General features: G+C 61.2%; 14 protein-coding genes and 1 pseudogene. 8 read left to right on the top strand and 7 right to left on the bottom strand.

Features of this window, described 5'->3' with window-relative positions; translation table 11 throughout:
* The first annotated feature begins 82 nt into the window (after positions 1-82).
* The 8 genes and pseudogenes from I6F17_RS07975 to I6F17_RS08010 all read left to right on the top strand — a co-directional run bounded on the left by I6F17_RS07975 (position 83) and on the right by I6F17_RS08010 (position 7,860).
* Positions 83-1,012 carry an MBL fold metallo-hydrolase gene (locus I6F17_RS07975; RefSeq protein WP_225130246.1) on the top strand — a complete coding sequence of 310 codons (930 nt, stop codon included), beginning with the start codon at positions 83-85 and terminating at the stop codon, positions 1,010-1,012.
* A 111-nt stretch (positions 1,013-1,123) separates the two neighbouring features.
* Complete coding sequence (locus I6F17_RS07980; RefSeq protein ID WP_225130247.1) at positions 1,124-1,336, top strand: carboxymuconolactone decarboxylase family protein; 213 nt, start codon at positions 1,124-1,126, stop codon at positions 1,334-1,336.
* A 276-nt stretch (positions 1,337-1,612) separates the two neighbouring features.
* Positions 1,613-1,984, top strand: a complete 372-nt coding sequence (locus I6F17_RS37695; RefSeq protein ID WP_346657039.1) for an NAD(P)-binding oxidoreductase — start codon at positions 1,613-1,615, stop codon at positions 1,982-1,984.
* Between the two features lie 104 nt (positions 1,985-2,088).
* Positions 2,089-3,117, top strand: a complete 1,029-nt coding sequence (locus I6F17_RS07990; protein WP_225130248.1) for an HlyD family secretion protein — start codon at positions 2,089-2,091, stop codon at positions 3,115-3,117.
* A pseudogene (locus I6F17_RS07995) lies at positions 3,114-4,693 on the top strand (DHA2 family efflux MFS transporter permease subunit); the annotation flags it as partial. The gene I6F17_RS07990 and the pseudogene I6F17_RS07995, both read left to right, overlap by 4 nt.
* A gap of 30 nt (positions 4,694-4,723) precedes the next feature.
* A complete protein-coding gene (locus I6F17_RS37700) occupies positions 4,724-5,380 on the top strand; it encodes a TetR/AcrR family transcriptional regulator C-terminal domain-containing protein (RefSeq protein ID WP_225130254.1) in 657 nt (218 codons plus the stop codon).
* Positions 5,381-5,657: 277 nt separating this feature from the next.
* The gene (locus tag I6F17_RS08005) at positions 5,658-6,389 is read left to right on the top strand and encodes a TetR/AcrR family transcriptional regulator C-terminal domain-containing protein (RefSeq protein WP_225130249.1); all 732 of its coding nucleotides are present in this window, start codon (positions 5,658-5,660) and stop codon (positions 6,387-6,389) included.
* A gap of 700 nt (positions 6,390-7,089) precedes the next feature.
* On the top strand, positions 7,090-7,860 hold the full coding sequence (locus I6F17_RS08010) for a hypothetical protein (protein WP_225190415.1): 771 nt from the start codon (positions 7,090-7,092) through the stop codon (positions 7,858-7,860).
* Between the two features lie 37 nt (positions 7,861-7,897).
* Here the strand turns inward: I6F17_RS08010 and I6F17_RS08015 are convergent, their stop codons facing one another.
* From I6F17_RS08015 to I6F17_RS08045, 7 genes are all read right to left on the bottom strand, one after another.
* The gene (locus tag I6F17_RS08015; RefSeq protein ID WP_085969012.1) at positions 7,898-8,434 is read right to left on the bottom strand and encodes a tetratricopeptide repeat protein; all 537 of its coding nucleotides are present in this window, start codon (positions 8,432-8,434) and stop codon (positions 7,898-7,900) included.
* An 82-nt stretch (positions 8,435-8,516) separates the two neighbouring features.
* Positions 8,517-8,921 carry a hypothetical protein gene (locus tag I6F17_RS08020; protein ID WP_036008116.1) on the bottom strand — a complete coding sequence of 135 codons (405 nt, stop codon included), beginning with the start codon at positions 8,919-8,921 and terminating at the stop codon, positions 8,517-8,519.
* 14 nt (positions 8,922-8,935) lie between these two features.
* Positions 8,936-10,564, bottom strand: coding sequence for a type II and III secretion system protein family protein (locus I6F17_RS08025; RefSeq protein WP_225125403.1), 1,629 nt, complete (start codon positions 10,562-10,564; stop codon positions 8,936-8,938).
* 442 nt (positions 10,565-11,006) lie between these two features.
* The gene (locus tag I6F17_RS08030; RefSeq protein WP_225125402.1) at positions 11,007-11,423 is read right to left on the bottom strand and encodes a TadE family protein; all 417 of its coding nucleotides are present in this window, start codon (positions 11,421-11,423) and stop codon (positions 11,007-11,009) included.
* Positions 11,423-12,796, bottom strand: coding sequence for a pilus assembly protein TadG-related protein (locus I6F17_RS08035; RefSeq protein ID WP_225125399.1), 1,374 nt, complete (start codon positions 12,794-12,796; stop codon positions 11,423-11,425). Before I6F17_RS08035 ends, I6F17_RS08030 begins: the two co-directional genes overlap by 1 nt.
* A gap of 8 nt (positions 12,797-12,804) precedes the next feature.
* Complete coding sequence (locus I6F17_RS08040; protein WP_225125397.1) at positions 12,805-13,323, bottom strand: hypothetical protein; 519 nt, start codon at positions 13,321-13,323, stop codon at positions 12,805-12,807.
* Positions 13,324-13,329: 6 nt separating this feature from the next.
* Positions 13,330-13,932 (bottom strand): methyltransferase, encoded by a 603-nt coding sequence (locus I6F17_RS08045; protein WP_225125395.1) that lies wholly within the window; start codon positions 13,930-13,932, stop codon positions 13,330-13,332.
* Between the last annotated feature and the right edge of the window lie 18 nt (positions 13,933-13,950).

Raw genomic sequence — 13,950 nt, forward strand, 5'->3', positions numbered from 1 at the left:
ATGGGCCGCGCTTCTCGCTGGCTGCGCGGCCAGCTCAACCGAGACCAGCCAGTAGCCTTGAACATGAAACAGGAGATCGAACATGGACGTCGACACGAGCTTCGCCAACACCTCACACCCCGGCGGACCGGGGCCCAACGAACTGGTTCCGTCGCGCTACGCGGTTCAGGTCGGCGACATTGACGTGCTGGTCGTCAGCGACGGCGTGCTACCGCTCCCAACCGCGATGTTGGCACACAACATCGACCCGGCCGTCCGGGCGACCTGGCTGAAAGACATGTTCCTGCCGGCCGACGCTTACGATTGGGCGCTGAATGTGGTCGTGGTGCGTAGCGGCGACCGGACCATACTCGTCGATGCTGGGCTTGGGCTCGACCCGGACTTGCACTTGCCGCGCGCCGGGCAATTGATCAAGCGACTGGCGGCCGCCGGCATCGATCTTGCGTCCGTGACCGACGTGGTGCTGACCCACATGCACATGGACCACATTGGTGGGCTGCTCGTCGAAGGGGTCAAGGAACGGCTACGTCCGGACCTGCGGATTCACGTGGCGGCCGCCGAGGTCAAGTTCTGGGAGGCGCCCGATTTCTCCCACGTCGCAATGCCGCCGGGTTTCCCGGACGCGCTTCGATCGACCGCCAAGCGGTTCGTGAAAGAGTACCGCAGCCAGCTACGGCCGTTCGAGGAGGAGTACGAGGTGGCACCGGGAGTGATCGTCACTCGCACCGGCGGCCACACCCCCGGGCACAGCGTGGTCCGCGTGGCGTCCGGCGGCGACCGGCTGACGTTCGCCGGCGACCTCGTGTTCGCGGTCGGGTTCGAGCACCCCGACTGGTACAACGGCTTCGAACACGATCCCGAGGAGTCGGCCCGCGTTCGTATCAGTCTGTTGCGGGAACTGGCTGAGACCGGTGGACTGCTGGTGGCCACTCACCTGCCGTTCCCGTCCGTCGGACATGTGGCAGTCGACGGCGACGCCTTTCGTTGGGTCCCGGTCTTCTGGGACTACTGACCGCACGGTCCGAACGAGAGGCGCATCGTAAGCACCTCATTCGATAAGGGCCGCGTTACCGGCACCGGAGCGCGGCCCGCTCACTCAAAATCCTTTTGGAGCTCGACCTCGATGAAACACGAGACCGTGCGCGCCTCGCAGGTCAACAGCTGCGCCTTCTGCGTGCACATGCATATCAAGGAAGCCACCCACCACGGCGAGTGCGCGCTCCCGTTGATGACCCGGGCGCAACCTGAGTGTCCGCGCAAAGATGCTGCTGGCTACACGGACCAAACCACTCCGTACGGCGATCGCGCCTCGAAGCCGCGCGATGGGAGAGTGTGATGAACGTCGTTGTCTTTGGTTCAACGGGGTCGACAGGACGGCTCGTCGTTGAGTCCGCCTTGTCCGCGGGTCACGTCGTCACTGCCTTTGTCCGTGACCCGAAGCGCATGCCCTTGACGCATCCGAATCTCAGGATCGTCGAGGGCGATGCAATGGATGCAGCCTCGGTGGCATCTGCGGTCCAAGGTGCGGATGCGGTGATCTGCACGTTGGGGATGGTACCCCAGGCGAAGGAGGATCTGAGGTCGACGCCAGCCCGGTGTCCCGGTTTGCTCGGTGGGAGCCAAGAACATTCTGGCCGCCATGCCTCCAGGCCAGGGCCGACTCATCGTTGAGAGCTCGGTGAGTGTCGGTGAGAGCTACCGCACCGGGAGTTTTGGCGCAGGCTTCATGGTCAAGCTCGCACTCAAGGAGGTGATGGCAGACAAGGAGGCGCAGGAGGCAGCTGTCCGGGAGAGTGACTGCGATTGGACGATCGTTCGACCGGCGACGCTGACATTCAAGCGTGCTCGCGGAAACCTGAAGGCCGGGACCGATCTGCGCTGGAACATCACCTCAACAGCCACCCGCGCGGACGTGGCCGAGTATTTGGTCAAGATCCTCGATGACCCCGCGACATACAAGAAGGCCATAACGGTGCGCAACTAGGTTTGGCGACGAATTGCGGTGAACCGCGATCTCCGTCGATGGCGGCCGGAAAGCGAGTGAATTGGCAGAGTTGTCAGCGACAACAACCGTTGCAGGAGGGTATCGTGGTGCATGTTAACAAGAAGGCGGTCGGCTTGGTGCTGTGCCTCGGCGCTGTCGTACTTGTGGCTGGTGGCTGGGCATATGCCCATTCGAACGAGACATTCACCGATAACGCCTATATTCGCGGCGAAATGACGTCGCTCGCGCCGAAGGCTGCAGGCTACGTCACGGCCGTGGAGGTTCAGGATAACCAGACCGTTCGTGCGGGCGACGTCCTGTTCCGGATCGACGATCGCGACTACCGCGCACGCCTGGCGCAAGCCGAGGCCAATGTCGAAGCCGCCCAAGCCCGCCTCACCAATGTCGATGCGGAGATCCAACTCCAGCACGCCCTGATACGGCAGGCCGAAGCTCAAAGACTTGCGAGCGTGGCCGAGATGAATCTGGCGCGGAAGGCCTCCGATCGCCGCCGCGAACTGATCCGCACCAACGCGGTCAGCCAGGCGCAGGTCGATGAAAGCGATGCGGCGTTGTCGAGAACCGAGGCGGGCGTATCGGCGGCGGGGGCAACGGTGGAGGCCCAGCGGGCACGCATCGCCGTCCTTGCCAGCCAGCGCGAAGCTGCACTTGCTGCAGTGGCGCAAGCGCACGCCGCACGCGATCTCGCCCAGATCGATCTCGACCACACCGTGGTGCATGCGCCGGTCGACGGCGTCGTCGGCAACCGCCAGGTTCGCGTCGGCCGGCTTGTCGCGCCGGGCACCACCTTGCTCGACATCGTTCCGGTGAAGGACGTGTGGGTGGTGGCGAACTTCAAGGAAAGCCAGATCGAACATATCCGGCCCGGTCAGCGCGCCCGCATCAAGGTGGACAGCTATCCGAACCAGACGATTGAAGGTGTGGTGGACAGCTTTGCGCCCGGCAGCGGTTCTGCGTTCACCCTGCTCCCCACTGACAATGCGACGGGGAACTTCATTCGTGTCGTTCAACGCGTGCCTGTGAAAATCCGCTTCGACAGAAATCCATTGCCCGGCCGCGTCGTGCCTGGCCTGTCGGCGCGTGTCGAAATAGATCGAGGAAGCGGCACATGACCGCGATCGCCGACGCCACGCCAGGCTACGACAGGCGCGCGGCAGGAATCATTCTTGTCGCGGGCATCGTGCTCGCCACTCTGACGGAGGCAATCGCAAGCACCGTCCTGTCGCTCGGGCGCGCAACGACATCATTGGCGACACCCATGCGACTCCCGACGAGTTCGCCTGGCTGGACATCGGATACACCGCAACGAAGCTAGTCGGGTTCATGGCCGCCTCCTGGCTCATGACACGCACCAGTCCGCGCCGCCTGATCATCGGTTCGACGCTGGTCATGGGCACGGCCTGCGGCATCGCCGCCATCACGTATCGGTTAGATCTGCTGGTCGCACTCCGCATCATTCAGGGCTTCTCCGGCGGCACCTTGCTTGTCGCGGGACAGTCGATCATTTTTCTCGCCTATCCGCGATCCTACCAGCCGATCCTTCAGGCTTTGTTTGCGATGGGGTCCGTGGTCGCTCCTGCGACCATCGCTCCGGCGCTCCAGGGATGGTTGATCGACAGCCAGTCGTGGGCATGGATCTTCTTCGGCGTTGTTCCGGTAGCCCTCGCCGCTATCGGACTTCTGCTGATCGCAGACGGCCCCAGGCCCGTTGCGGCTGCGCGCCTTCCGTTCGACTGGGTCGGCTTCTTTCTGATCTCAGTCACATTCTTCTGCTTCACCTATGTTCTCAACCAAGGCAGCCGATGGCGCTGGTTCGAGGAGCCTCGCATCGCGTGGCTGACCGTGATCGGCGCAGCTGCTTCGCTGGCGTTTCTCGGCCAACAGGCGATGGCCAAAAGCCAAGGCCTGTTCGATTTCACCCTGTTCCGGTCGAGCGATTTTTCCTTCGCCTTCATCGTGAGTTTCGTCGCTGGTGCCGCCCTGTTCGGCAGCGCGTATCTGATCCCATCGTTTGCCGTGTCCGTTCTCGCGTTCACGCCTACCGATGCCGGCCAGCTCCTGTTGCCGAGCGGCGCGTTTTTTGTTGGCGCCCTCCTCGTGGCCGCCTTCCTCATGCAGGTCCGCGGCGCCCCGCCGATCGTCACCGTGCCGTTCGGAATCCTGATGATCATGGCCGCGATGTGGATGCTGTCCGGCTCGACCAGCGAAAGTGGCGCCGACGACATGATGACCGCCATCCAGCTACGCGGCTTTGGACTTGGCTTCCTCTTCCTGTCGATCACCCTTATCGCTTTCAGCGACCTCAACAACCGCAATCGAGCGTCCGGCATCGGTCTTTTCAACGCCGGGCGCCAGCTCGGTGGCCTCATGGGGGTAGCCGGGCTCCAGACCATGATCGACCACAATGTCACCACCAATGCCACGGTGCTCAGCGCCAGTGTTACCGCAGGCCTTCCCGCGGTCAGCGAGCGGCTGGGAACGACGAGTGCCATGCTCGCAGCACGAGGAATGGACAGCGTGGCCGCCGGCCGGACTGCGATGGGTCTGTTGGGTCGAGCCCTCACCGGTCAATCCACGGTCATCGCTTTCGACACCGCGTTCGCTGCCATCGCTCTTCTTTTCGTCATCGCTGCGCCGGTTCTGGTCACCATCAAGATCGCGTTTGCCCTGCACGCGAAGAAGCGCGCGGCGCAGTTAGCCCGAACCGAGGAGCCGTACATGACATACCCCACGTCGAAACCCTCCCGCCAAGCCAATGCCGTGTCGAGGCCAGACCCTCGCGCCGAGATCGTGCTGGCGGTCAGCGAGGCTCTCGCCAATCCGAGCGGCGCGCCCGCTGACCTCGACAATATCTTGGATCGAAGCGGATACTCGACGGAAGACATTCTATCGGCATTCGAGAGCGTCGACGATCTCATTGTCGCGATCGCCGAACACAAAGCCTCCCTCATATCGCAGCCATTGGTGAGGAGAGCGCGCCCCGGCACCGTAGATGATGCACGCGAAACACTCATCGCGTTCGGACGCGTCGCCTGGAAGGAATACTCGACCACCCTGGTCGGACTCGTTCGGATGATGATGACCGAGGGTGCACGCAATCCTGCGCTGAAGAAGCGGGTGCACGAGGCGGGACAAGCGATTGTCACACTCAAGCTACGGGAGTTTCTGTCCGCAGCAAATGAGCGGGGGATCCTGTCGATATCGGACGCTCAGCTATACGCCGAGCAATTGCTGGGACTACTGAGAGAACCGCTCTACCAGGCGCTGATGCTGACTCCGGCAATGAGCCTCGAAGCCCCAGCCGCCGACCGCGTCAGAGCCAGTATCGAAAGCTTCATTCATGGATGTGGGAGCACGAGGAGCATGAAGCGATGAGCGCAGCCAATGATATTGGCCGGTCAAGATGGTCTGGCCCGAGCGAGAGCCCTTCAAGACTGAAGGTCGTCGGCGACGTCCCGGCGGACCTGGCGAACAGCATCGACGATAATGGGTCCTGGTGACAGTCGACCCCGCCGACTGGATCGTCTGTTTCGTGCCCGGCCTTCGACGGCAATGGTGGCATCGCTTCGTCCATCACAGGCATAAGCATGTCTTTGCCATGCGACCCACGAGCACGGGGAGTTGGCTGCTCGTTGAGCCGTGGTGGACGCGCATGATGGTGACGATCCTGCCACCGGCCGATGCCGTCAGATTTCTTCGGTGGGGTGCGACGGGCGATATCCTGCGGGTCCGCGAAGCGGTCCCGGGCAAAGCGAGCCAGCTTCGCGGTTGGTCGAACTGCGCGGTTCTCTCGGCGTTCTTGCTCGGCCGACCGAGCTGGACATGGACGCCGCACGGTCTCTACCGGCAGCTACTGCGCGAAAGGTCAACGCGGCGCGAGAACGTGCAGCAACTTCTCATCGACCAGTTCACCAAAGTCGTCAGCCATTACTCGTCTAACGCGCTGAGTGTCAGTGCCGACCAGCTTTCCTTGCCACTCAGGGAACTACTCATCATCATTGGGCGCAATCTCCTCGAAACGATGATGACGTCGTCGTTGCTGGAGGTCTGTTATACAGCCATACTTGAAGCGGACCGCTACCCCGATGCGACACGGGCCTACGCGCAACATGGACCTACGCCGGCCATCGCGGTCCTTACGAAAATTCTGGCAAAAGCGAAGCAGGCCGGAGAAATCGATCTAGCACATTGCGAAGGCGGCGCCCGCCAGTTTCTTGGGATGCTCCATGGAAACGTCCATCTGGAGGCCGTGCTTCAGCTCGGCGACGTACCAACGCTTTCCGACATCGATTTGCGCGCTCGCACCGCGGTGAAAGTCTTTCTCGACGGCGCCGAGCCTGACGAGAGGACAGGAATCGTTGCTCGAGCGGCATTGACGGCATGACTGGTGCCACTCGCAGCGACAATCCTACTGTGAGGTGGGGTTGCCATGGCCAGGATGCGCCGGTCTCTCTACATACTCGCAGCGCGGCGCAGCTGCCCCCATGCGTCGCCGACGACAAAGAACCGAAGTGGGAAGATGCCGGCTATGTCGGCCGGCTCTAATCCAGACAGAACGTTGAAAGCGGTTCTGTCGGGCGGCCTTCGAGTCGGCTTCGCCTCCGCCTCGGCGGGTAAAGTAGATCACAATGCCGAGAATGGCCCCGCCGATTGGTCGCCAAAATCACCGTTTCAAAAACCGTTTTGAGTTCGGTCGTCTCAAACGGTTCGCTAGGGCAAGTCCTTGAAGAACTTGGTGGGCGCACCAGGGCTCGAACCTGGGACCCGCTGATTAGGAGTCAGCCTTGGGTTGAGAACAATCAATGACTTGCTGGTCGCACGACCGGGCTTATCCGACTGAAAGTGGGCGTTCGTCGCACGATCAAAGTGCTGCATTTCACCGGCTAACATCCGCGCGGTCGGAGCATCCGCGGGGTAGACTCTGGCATCTGGTTGGCGCCGTGTCTCTTGCAAGCTACCGTTAGAGCGGCTCACGCGGCGGATTGGAGCCTTTTCCGTTCCGATTGATCGAATCCTCGGGTACCCTCATTCTGCCGCGTCGGCGGAACTGGCGAAGTTGATAGATGGCTGCATGGAGAGCGGAGATGGGCCGGCTCGATAAGCAGATGGATCCGTTCCACCCTGCCGCGCATCTGACGACGGCGGATCGCGTCCCCGACAATCTTGGGCTTGAGCAAGTCGACACGTCGTCGTCCGTTGAACCGGCCCGAGAGAAAGCCGCCTCGTCACCCGCGCATTTTGGGTCGGGCCGGGCGGGGACCGGCGTAACGGGCCCTACCAATTGGATCGACCGAGCACGTCGCATCTGGCGGCGCCATCTCCAGCGCGATCAACTCCCCCGAACGACCGGGGGGTCGACGGGAAATTTCGAGCGCTGGTTGATCGCACTGCTGAGCGTCGGCTTCGTCGTGAGTTGCGTTTGCGCGATCATTGTCTTCATGCAGGTCAACGCGCGCAAATTGGAGATCGCAACACTGCAACGTGATATCATCGCACTCAAGCTACGAGTAGCCAGGCTCGATCAGATCGCAAGCACGAACGAGATGCGCGAAAAGGCAAGCAGTGGAATACCCAAACCGCCGTCGGAGATCCAACCCGACCAGGCTCCGCTCATCCTGTCACGTGAAGAGATTCAGCTTGTCCGAGACTATATCAAGCCTGCACCAGTTGCTGGCCCCGCGACTGAGACGACAAAGGTCGGCGATCCCGTCGTGGGAGAAACCGTTCCCTTTTCCTCTCCGATCACGGACAGGGTGCGGAAGCTGCTCGGCGCGAGATTTACCGTTCGCAATGGCGTTGTTGTCATCGTCCGCAGCGGCAGCCGTCACGCTGATGCTGTAATTGGGCCCAATTGACGAGAACTGGCCGCGATCGCAGTAGTCGATCGCCCTCTTAAGGCTGGTTGTTCGGTGGTCTTTCAATGAACCGCCGGCTGCCATTGAGAAGCTCGAGGTTATTGGCGATAACCGGGTTGCCTGGATCGAGCGAATAGGCCTTCTCGAACTTTCGGCGCGCCGCACTCAGATTGCCGCGCAGCATGTACGAATATCCCTGGTCATTCAGAACCTGCACGGTTTCGCCGCCCAGCCGGATCGCTTGGGCATAGGCCTGATCGGCGAGATCAAAGCGACGTATCCGATCATAGCTCGCCGCGAGTCCAACCCAGGCCGTCACGTCCTTCGGCGATTTCTCGACCGCATCCCTGAAATAGCGATTGGCTAACCCGTAGCTGCCGCGGTTGAAATGCTCCAAGCCCAGCCGTACCGGCTCGTCCGAGGGATAATATTTGACGTCCGTCGGCTCCTGCACGGGGTCCCCCCCAGGCGGCTCGACGGGAGCGACGACGGCAGCCTGCCTCAGCGTATGATCACACCCCGCAAGGCCGATCCCCAACCAGCAACAGGTCAGCATGAAGATGATACGTCGCATAACCCCTTGGTCCCCCGCACGTCGCAGCAACTTCACTGCGCCGTTCGCAAACAACATCGCCAAAACCACGCACTAAAAATCGTTACCTGCCGCCTACGCCTACTCCACCAACCGGCACTGATACTCCAGCAGTCGATCCAGCCCCCAATCCTTCTATGTTGACGTTCTGGGTTGGGGCAGTCCGCACGCCCATTTGTTTCGTCGCATCGCCAATGTCGGGAAGCTGATCCACCGGCTGTTTCGTGTTGCCATAGCGAGTCACGGCGGCGCCCACGCGCCGGGCGTCGTACGTGATCCTGCGATCACCGACGTTTCGCGGCCATGGATGGATTGTGTGGGTGACCGCGTTGACCTCCTTGGCATTGCCGGCACTCATCGTGATGGTGTCGGAACGCTGGAAATAGCGGTCCACCTCGTCATGACCAGCCACCCCGTAACATCCCCCGAGCAGCAGCGGTGCGAACAGAGCCAGATACCTGATGGTCATCTCCCGCTTCCTTCTCAGTTGAGCGTTTTTACGACGGGCTGGTTCGCAACAGCCGGTGCCGGAATGGTCGCAGTGACCTCGGGAGCGATGATGTGACCATAGGGTCCTTTAACGTCGCCTCCGGAGTTGACGTAGTCATTGTAACGCTTGCGCACTTCCATCTGGCCATTGAGAAAGAAATCGACGTCGTTGGCCGGAAGGCGGGAGTCGAGCGGTGACGCCAATTGCTGACCGGGCGCGGCCGGTGCGACCAGGCGCGGCGTCACGATGATGACGAGATCGGTTTCCTCCTGCTGGTACGACTTGCTGCTGAACAAGGCTCCCAGCACGGGCACAGAGCCGATCCAGGGCAATTGCGACACGTCCTGGCGGTTGCGGGTTTGCAGCAGGCCGGCGATCGCAAAGCTCTGGCCGTCCCGCAGCTCCACCGTGGTGCGTGCATCGCGGCGGGTCAACGCCGGAACCGTCGTTCCCTGAATCGTCACCGCATTGGCGAAATCAAGCTCGCTGACCGACGGCTCCACCCGAAGGTTGACGACCCCCCGCGAGAGCACGGTGGGGACAAAGGCCAGTTCGACACCGAACTTCTTGTAATCGATTGTGATGGTCGGAAAGCCAGTCGCGGTCGTGTTTGGTATCGGCACCGGAAATTCACCACCGGCCAGGAAGCGCGCTGCATCTCCGGAAAGCGTGGTCAAGTTCGGCTCGGCCAACCTGCGAGCCAGTCCCTTGGTCTCAAGCGCCGAGATCAATAGGTCCACCGAACCCCCATTGCTCGTTCTGACGATGCTGGTCAACAAGCTTCCGAAAGGTACCGGAGCGATGCCGCCCCCCGTGCCAAGAAGCGTATTTGCCGTGGCTAGTACTGGGAGGCTACCCGTTGGGGGAGCACCGACAGGCCCATTGACACCTCCGATCGGTCGCCGGCCGGTCAAGCTGGTCACCACTCCGCCACGCCCCGTGTTTCCGACGTTGGTCCCGTTGGCATTCGCTGCGTACAGGTTCACACCGAGGTCGCGGCCGGCATCCCGGGTGACCTCAAGAAAACGCACCTCCAGCATCACCTGCTGCGGCGCCGCGACACTCATCGCGTTGACGACAGTGCCCCCCTTCGCGACTGTGCTGGTGGCGATCGCCATGGCCCGCTCGGCCGTAACCGCATCGGCGGCCGTTCCGCTGAGCACCACCTGGCCCTCGGAAGCCGAGACCCGGATCCCGTGCCCGCCAGTGCTGCTGCGGATGTTCTGCTGGAGATTGCCGGTATCGATCACGACCTCGACGTCGAGGATGCCGATCTGCTTCATCGAGGAGTCGAGCAGGATGACGTTGGTGGTGCCGGTCTGCTTGCCCTGGACGTAGATCAGGTGATCGCTGAGCGACTTCACGTCCACAATGTCGGGCGAGCCGGCCACGATAGTTGCGAAAGCCGTATCGACCTTGAAGGTGCGTGACTTGTTGACCACCACCTTGACCCGCTGGACGTCGTTCATTTCGCTGACGAAGACGCCGCCGCCGGAGGAGCCCCGCCGGTCTGCCGCTGTCGCGGGGTCAGCGGACGCAAAGGAGGCGAGCGCCGCCCCAAGACCCATCACGCTGAAGGCGAGAAGCCTCCTTATCTTACCCGAAATGCGACCGCCACCCATTCGAGTCCCCCCAACTGCGATCCGCGGCTCCCCCGCAAATCTACGTGCTCGATATCCCCAATAGTTCCCCTCTGCGCACCACGCCGCAGAGCTTACAAGATGTCCGACTACAATTCGTTACTTCGCGTTTCCAAGATCATCGTCCTTGATGCTGCCTGCGTGCAAGAAGAGACGCTTACCGCACAGCCTCAAGTGGCAAAGAAAACTTTCCAATGTTGCGGGCGCGCATCATTTCTCTCTGCAGCTCCGTTCAGAACTGCTGTAGCACGACCACGTTTGCGCGATTCCGTCGTGGCTCACGATCGAACGGCGTCGGCTCGTCGTCTCCAAACGGCACTTGGCCAGGCTCAGATTGCTTTGGCGCAGTTCGATTCCGAGGGGTTTGTCCAGCTCGAGCGCCGACCCGAGGCCAAGATGGGTAAGGTACGTTGCCATATTTTGCCTAGAAGGGAATCTGCGTTGACGCGCTCGGCGCATTGAGTGCTGTGCCCCATATCGGCATCAGCATCGTGAAGCCGGCTTGAGAAGCAGTCACGGTCAAATTGCTGCCGCTGGATGCCACGCTCAGCGTCGGCGTGAGACCGCCGCGATACAGGAACGGCGCGGCAGTCTGCTTAGCGGTCGTGGACATGGGATCGCCCGCGCAGCTTGACGGCGACTGAGGCGGGCTTTGAAGCAAGGCGGGCGTGTAGCAGCTGATCATGACCGCTCGGGCCCCGGCGCTCGCGAGCGTCCGCAAGGACTGCATCGTGATCGCATAGCGTCCGAGATCGAAGATGGCGAAGATCAACATAAAAAGGGACACAAAGGCGAGGATGAACTCGAACGATGCGATGCCCCGCTGATCGAGCTTTCTCATCACTGCACCAAGCGGACAACTTGGGTGTAAGGGACGGTGACCGGATTACATCCATCCGTGCTCAGGAAGCCGCCACCGCCCATGGTGAGAGTTTTGGCGATCACTTGTGAACAGGTCGTATTGGTACTTTGCGTCGCTCCGTTCCAGGTCACGTCGACGTGCGGGAAATACATCGCACCACCCAGCTTAACCGAACCACCGTTGATGGTGACCTGATTACTGCTCTTGCTCGGTGCTTGATCATCAATCAGAACGCCGTTCAGATCAGAAGAGAAAGTGTTGGTGTAAGGCGCGGACAGATTAACTACAGCGCCGCCAGAGATGGAAATGCTGGAATCCCCGAGTAATACAAGAGTGACGCCTAAACCTGTGCCAGCCGGTGGCCAGGGTGTGCAGGCACTGCAAGTGATGGTTCCGCCATTGAATCTTATCGTGCCATTGTAGAAAAAGTACGTGCCCGGACTAAAATCTACCGCGTTCCCGGTCGTGCACGTTAGGTTGCGGTACAGGTTAGTGCTGCTCGGCGGGGTATTAGGCGTCAACGTACCACTGCATGCCAAATCGTTTGGCTTCCCGCTCGAGGTCAAGCTATTGAACGATTGGCTGTCCAATTTGCTAAGTGGATTGTTGGCATACGGCATGAAATAGTTGTACGTGACGCCGGGATTGGCGCAGGTGCTGGCTGGACTACAGCCGGTTACACCCAAGACGGCCCATCCCGAACCGGTGAAAGAGGCAGTGCTGGCAAACTGAACACTGGCATCCGACATTATCGGGCAACCCGTGCCGTTGTTGCTGACGTTACCGGCAATCTTAAGCGCCCCTCCGCCGCCGTTCGGATCAGGTCCGAGCGCCAAGGCGCACACCTTGCTCGGCAGTTCGACCAGAGCGATGGCTTGGGCGGGGATGTTGACGGTCGTCAAACCCAGCACTGCCGACAAATAGGCCGGCTGTTGCTGACTGACGAGGGCGCGAACGGCGTTACCGCCGCCTCCTCCGGGCGGCGTTGTGAACGCACCCGCACTGTAGCTGCCGATGTCGATCTGCACCGCCCGCGAGATTCCCGTTGGAAGGCTTGGCGCACAGTTGGTGCCCGGATAGGCCGTATCGCCGGTGTTGCAGAACCCGTTCTGTGCCGCGAATTGCTTGGCGTGATAGTCCACTGATGTATCGCAGAGCACACCAGCATTCGCGCATGCAAGTCGCAAAGCGCCCGAATAGGCCGCTGCATCGGCGGCATTCTGCGCGTGCTGCCTGGTAACGTACCACGATCCGGCCTCGGCCCCGAGCGCGACCACACCGATGAGCGGCACCAGCGCGATCACTGTCGCAAATGCGGCCGAGCCTCGTTTGGAACGGAGCAGACTACGCATGAAAACACCTACTGGAAACGTTCCGAATAAGCCAGTGTGTATGTGCAACTGTTGGGACAGAGCACCGACGTCAACACAATCGGGGCCAAAGTGACAGTCGTCGAAAATGTAAAGTACTTGGGAGTCGAACCAAGGGTGCCGGAGCTGCAGACAGTGCTTCCGCACATGACCTGGATATTGCCGATGGTATGCCCGGCGACCGTTGTCTGTAGCGCCGACACCCAAGTCCCCGGGTCCGCCGGGTCGGGCGGGTTCTTGTATTGAATGTACTGCCCGAAAGACCGCAGCGCCGACCACGCAGAGATGAACCGGAAGCCCGCGGCAGCGACATCGGCGAGCGGCATCAGCAGGCTCGCCACCATGAAAATGTAAACGATGACTGTCTCGAACGCGACGGCGCCGCGCTGATCGGCGACGAAGGACCCTCTACGATACGCGCGCCTGCCTCCACGGGGACTTGCCACGTGCGATCGCGTCACCCGAGCCGCAGCGATCTGAACCATATCCACCACAATCCGGCCACGCATAGCCGCTCACCAAACGTAAGGAATCACTCGCCAACGTGATGCTTCGTAACTCGAATATTCAGGGCAATTGCGCCGAAGCAGGTCTTCCTCGTAAAGGATTCGGCAGACCTGAATGCCGATATGCAGGACCAGGACGATCACCGTAACCGGTGTCAGGTATTGCAGCACGACGCCCAGCACCACGATTTCTTCTGCGACATAGAGCGGGTGCTTGATCCATCGATACGGACCGGTCTGGACCACCGAGCGCGCCTGTGGCACCAGGCTGAACGACCGACCCAGATGTCGGATCGTAACAAGCATCATGATCGTGCCGACCAGCACGCAGGCGGTCGATGCCAGGTTGGGCAGCGTGTCGTCGGTTTTGCCGAGGAAGCTGATCGTCCATGGCAGATAGCTGCCGACGAAGGCAGCTATTCTTGGAAGCAGGCCGTCGGCATGCGCCTTTGCCGGTGAGCGCGTCATGATCAACAGCGCCAGGAGCATGTAGAAGATGCCGAGGCAAAAGCTCGACAAGAGCGAGGGCCATGGATCGTGCAGCGACGCTCCAATCCTGACGGCGACGCAAAGAGCCAGCAACAAGAACCACAAGCTGCCAAGCAGCCGCATGATCCGGTCGTAAGATCC

Origin of the sequence: Bradyrhizobium sp. NBAIM18 (genome assembly GCF_020193825.1) — a bacterium.
GTDB classification, from domain to species: Bacteria; Pseudomonadota; Alphaproteobacteria; order Rhizobiales; family Xanthobacteraceae; genus Bradyrhizobium; species Bradyrhizobium yuanmingense.

Bases quoted from the DNA above. Each gene is read 5' to 3' on its own strand.
- I6F17_RS07975 (WP_225130246.1), top strand. From the start codon at position 83: ATGGACGTCGACACGAGCTTCGCCAACACCTCACACCCCGGCGGACCG.
- I6F17_RS07980 (WP_225130247.1), top strand. From the start codon at position 1,124: ATGAAACACGAGACCGTGCGCGCCTCGCAGGTCAACAGCTGCGCCTTC.
- I6F17_RS37700 (WP_225130254.1), top strand. From the start codon at position 4,724: ATGACATACCCCACGTCGAAACCCTCCCGCCAAGCCAATGCCGTGTCG.
- I6F17_RS08005 (WP_225130249.1), top strand. From the start codon at position 5,658: ATGATGGTGACGATCCTGCCACCGGCCGATGCCGTCAGATTTCTTCGG.
- I6F17_RS08010 (WP_225190415.1), top strand. From the start codon at position 7,090: ATGGGCCGGCTCGATAAGCAGATGGATCCGTTCCACCCTGCCGCGCAT.
- I6F17_RS08015 (WP_085969012.1), bottom strand. From the start codon at position 8,434: ATGCGACGTATCATCTTCATGCTGACCTGTTGCTGGTTGGGGATCGGC.
- I6F17_RS08020 (WP_036008116.1), bottom strand. From the start codon at position 8,921: ATGACCATCAGGTATCTGGCTCTGTTCGCACCGCTGCTGCTCGGGGGA.
- I6F17_RS08025 (WP_225125403.1), bottom strand. From the start codon at position 10,564: ATGGGTGGCGGTCGCATTTCGGGTAAGATAAGGAGGCTTCTCGCCTTC.
- I6F17_RS08030 (WP_225125402.1), bottom strand. From the start codon at position 11,423: ATGAGAAAGCTCGATCAGCGGGGCATCGCATCGTTCGAGTTCATCCTC.
- I6F17_RS08035 (WP_225125399.1), bottom strand. From the start codon at position 12,796: ATGCGTAGTCTGCTCCGTTCCAAACGAGGCTCGGCCGCATTTGCGACA.
- I6F17_RS08040 (WP_225125397.1), bottom strand. From the start codon at position 13,323: ATGCGTGGCCGGATTGTGGTGGATATGGTTCAGATCGCTGCGGCTCGG.
- I6F17_RS08045 (WP_225125395.1), bottom strand. From the start codon at position 13,932: ATGCGGCTGCTTGGCAGCTTGTGGTTCTTGTTGCTGGCTCTTTGCGTC.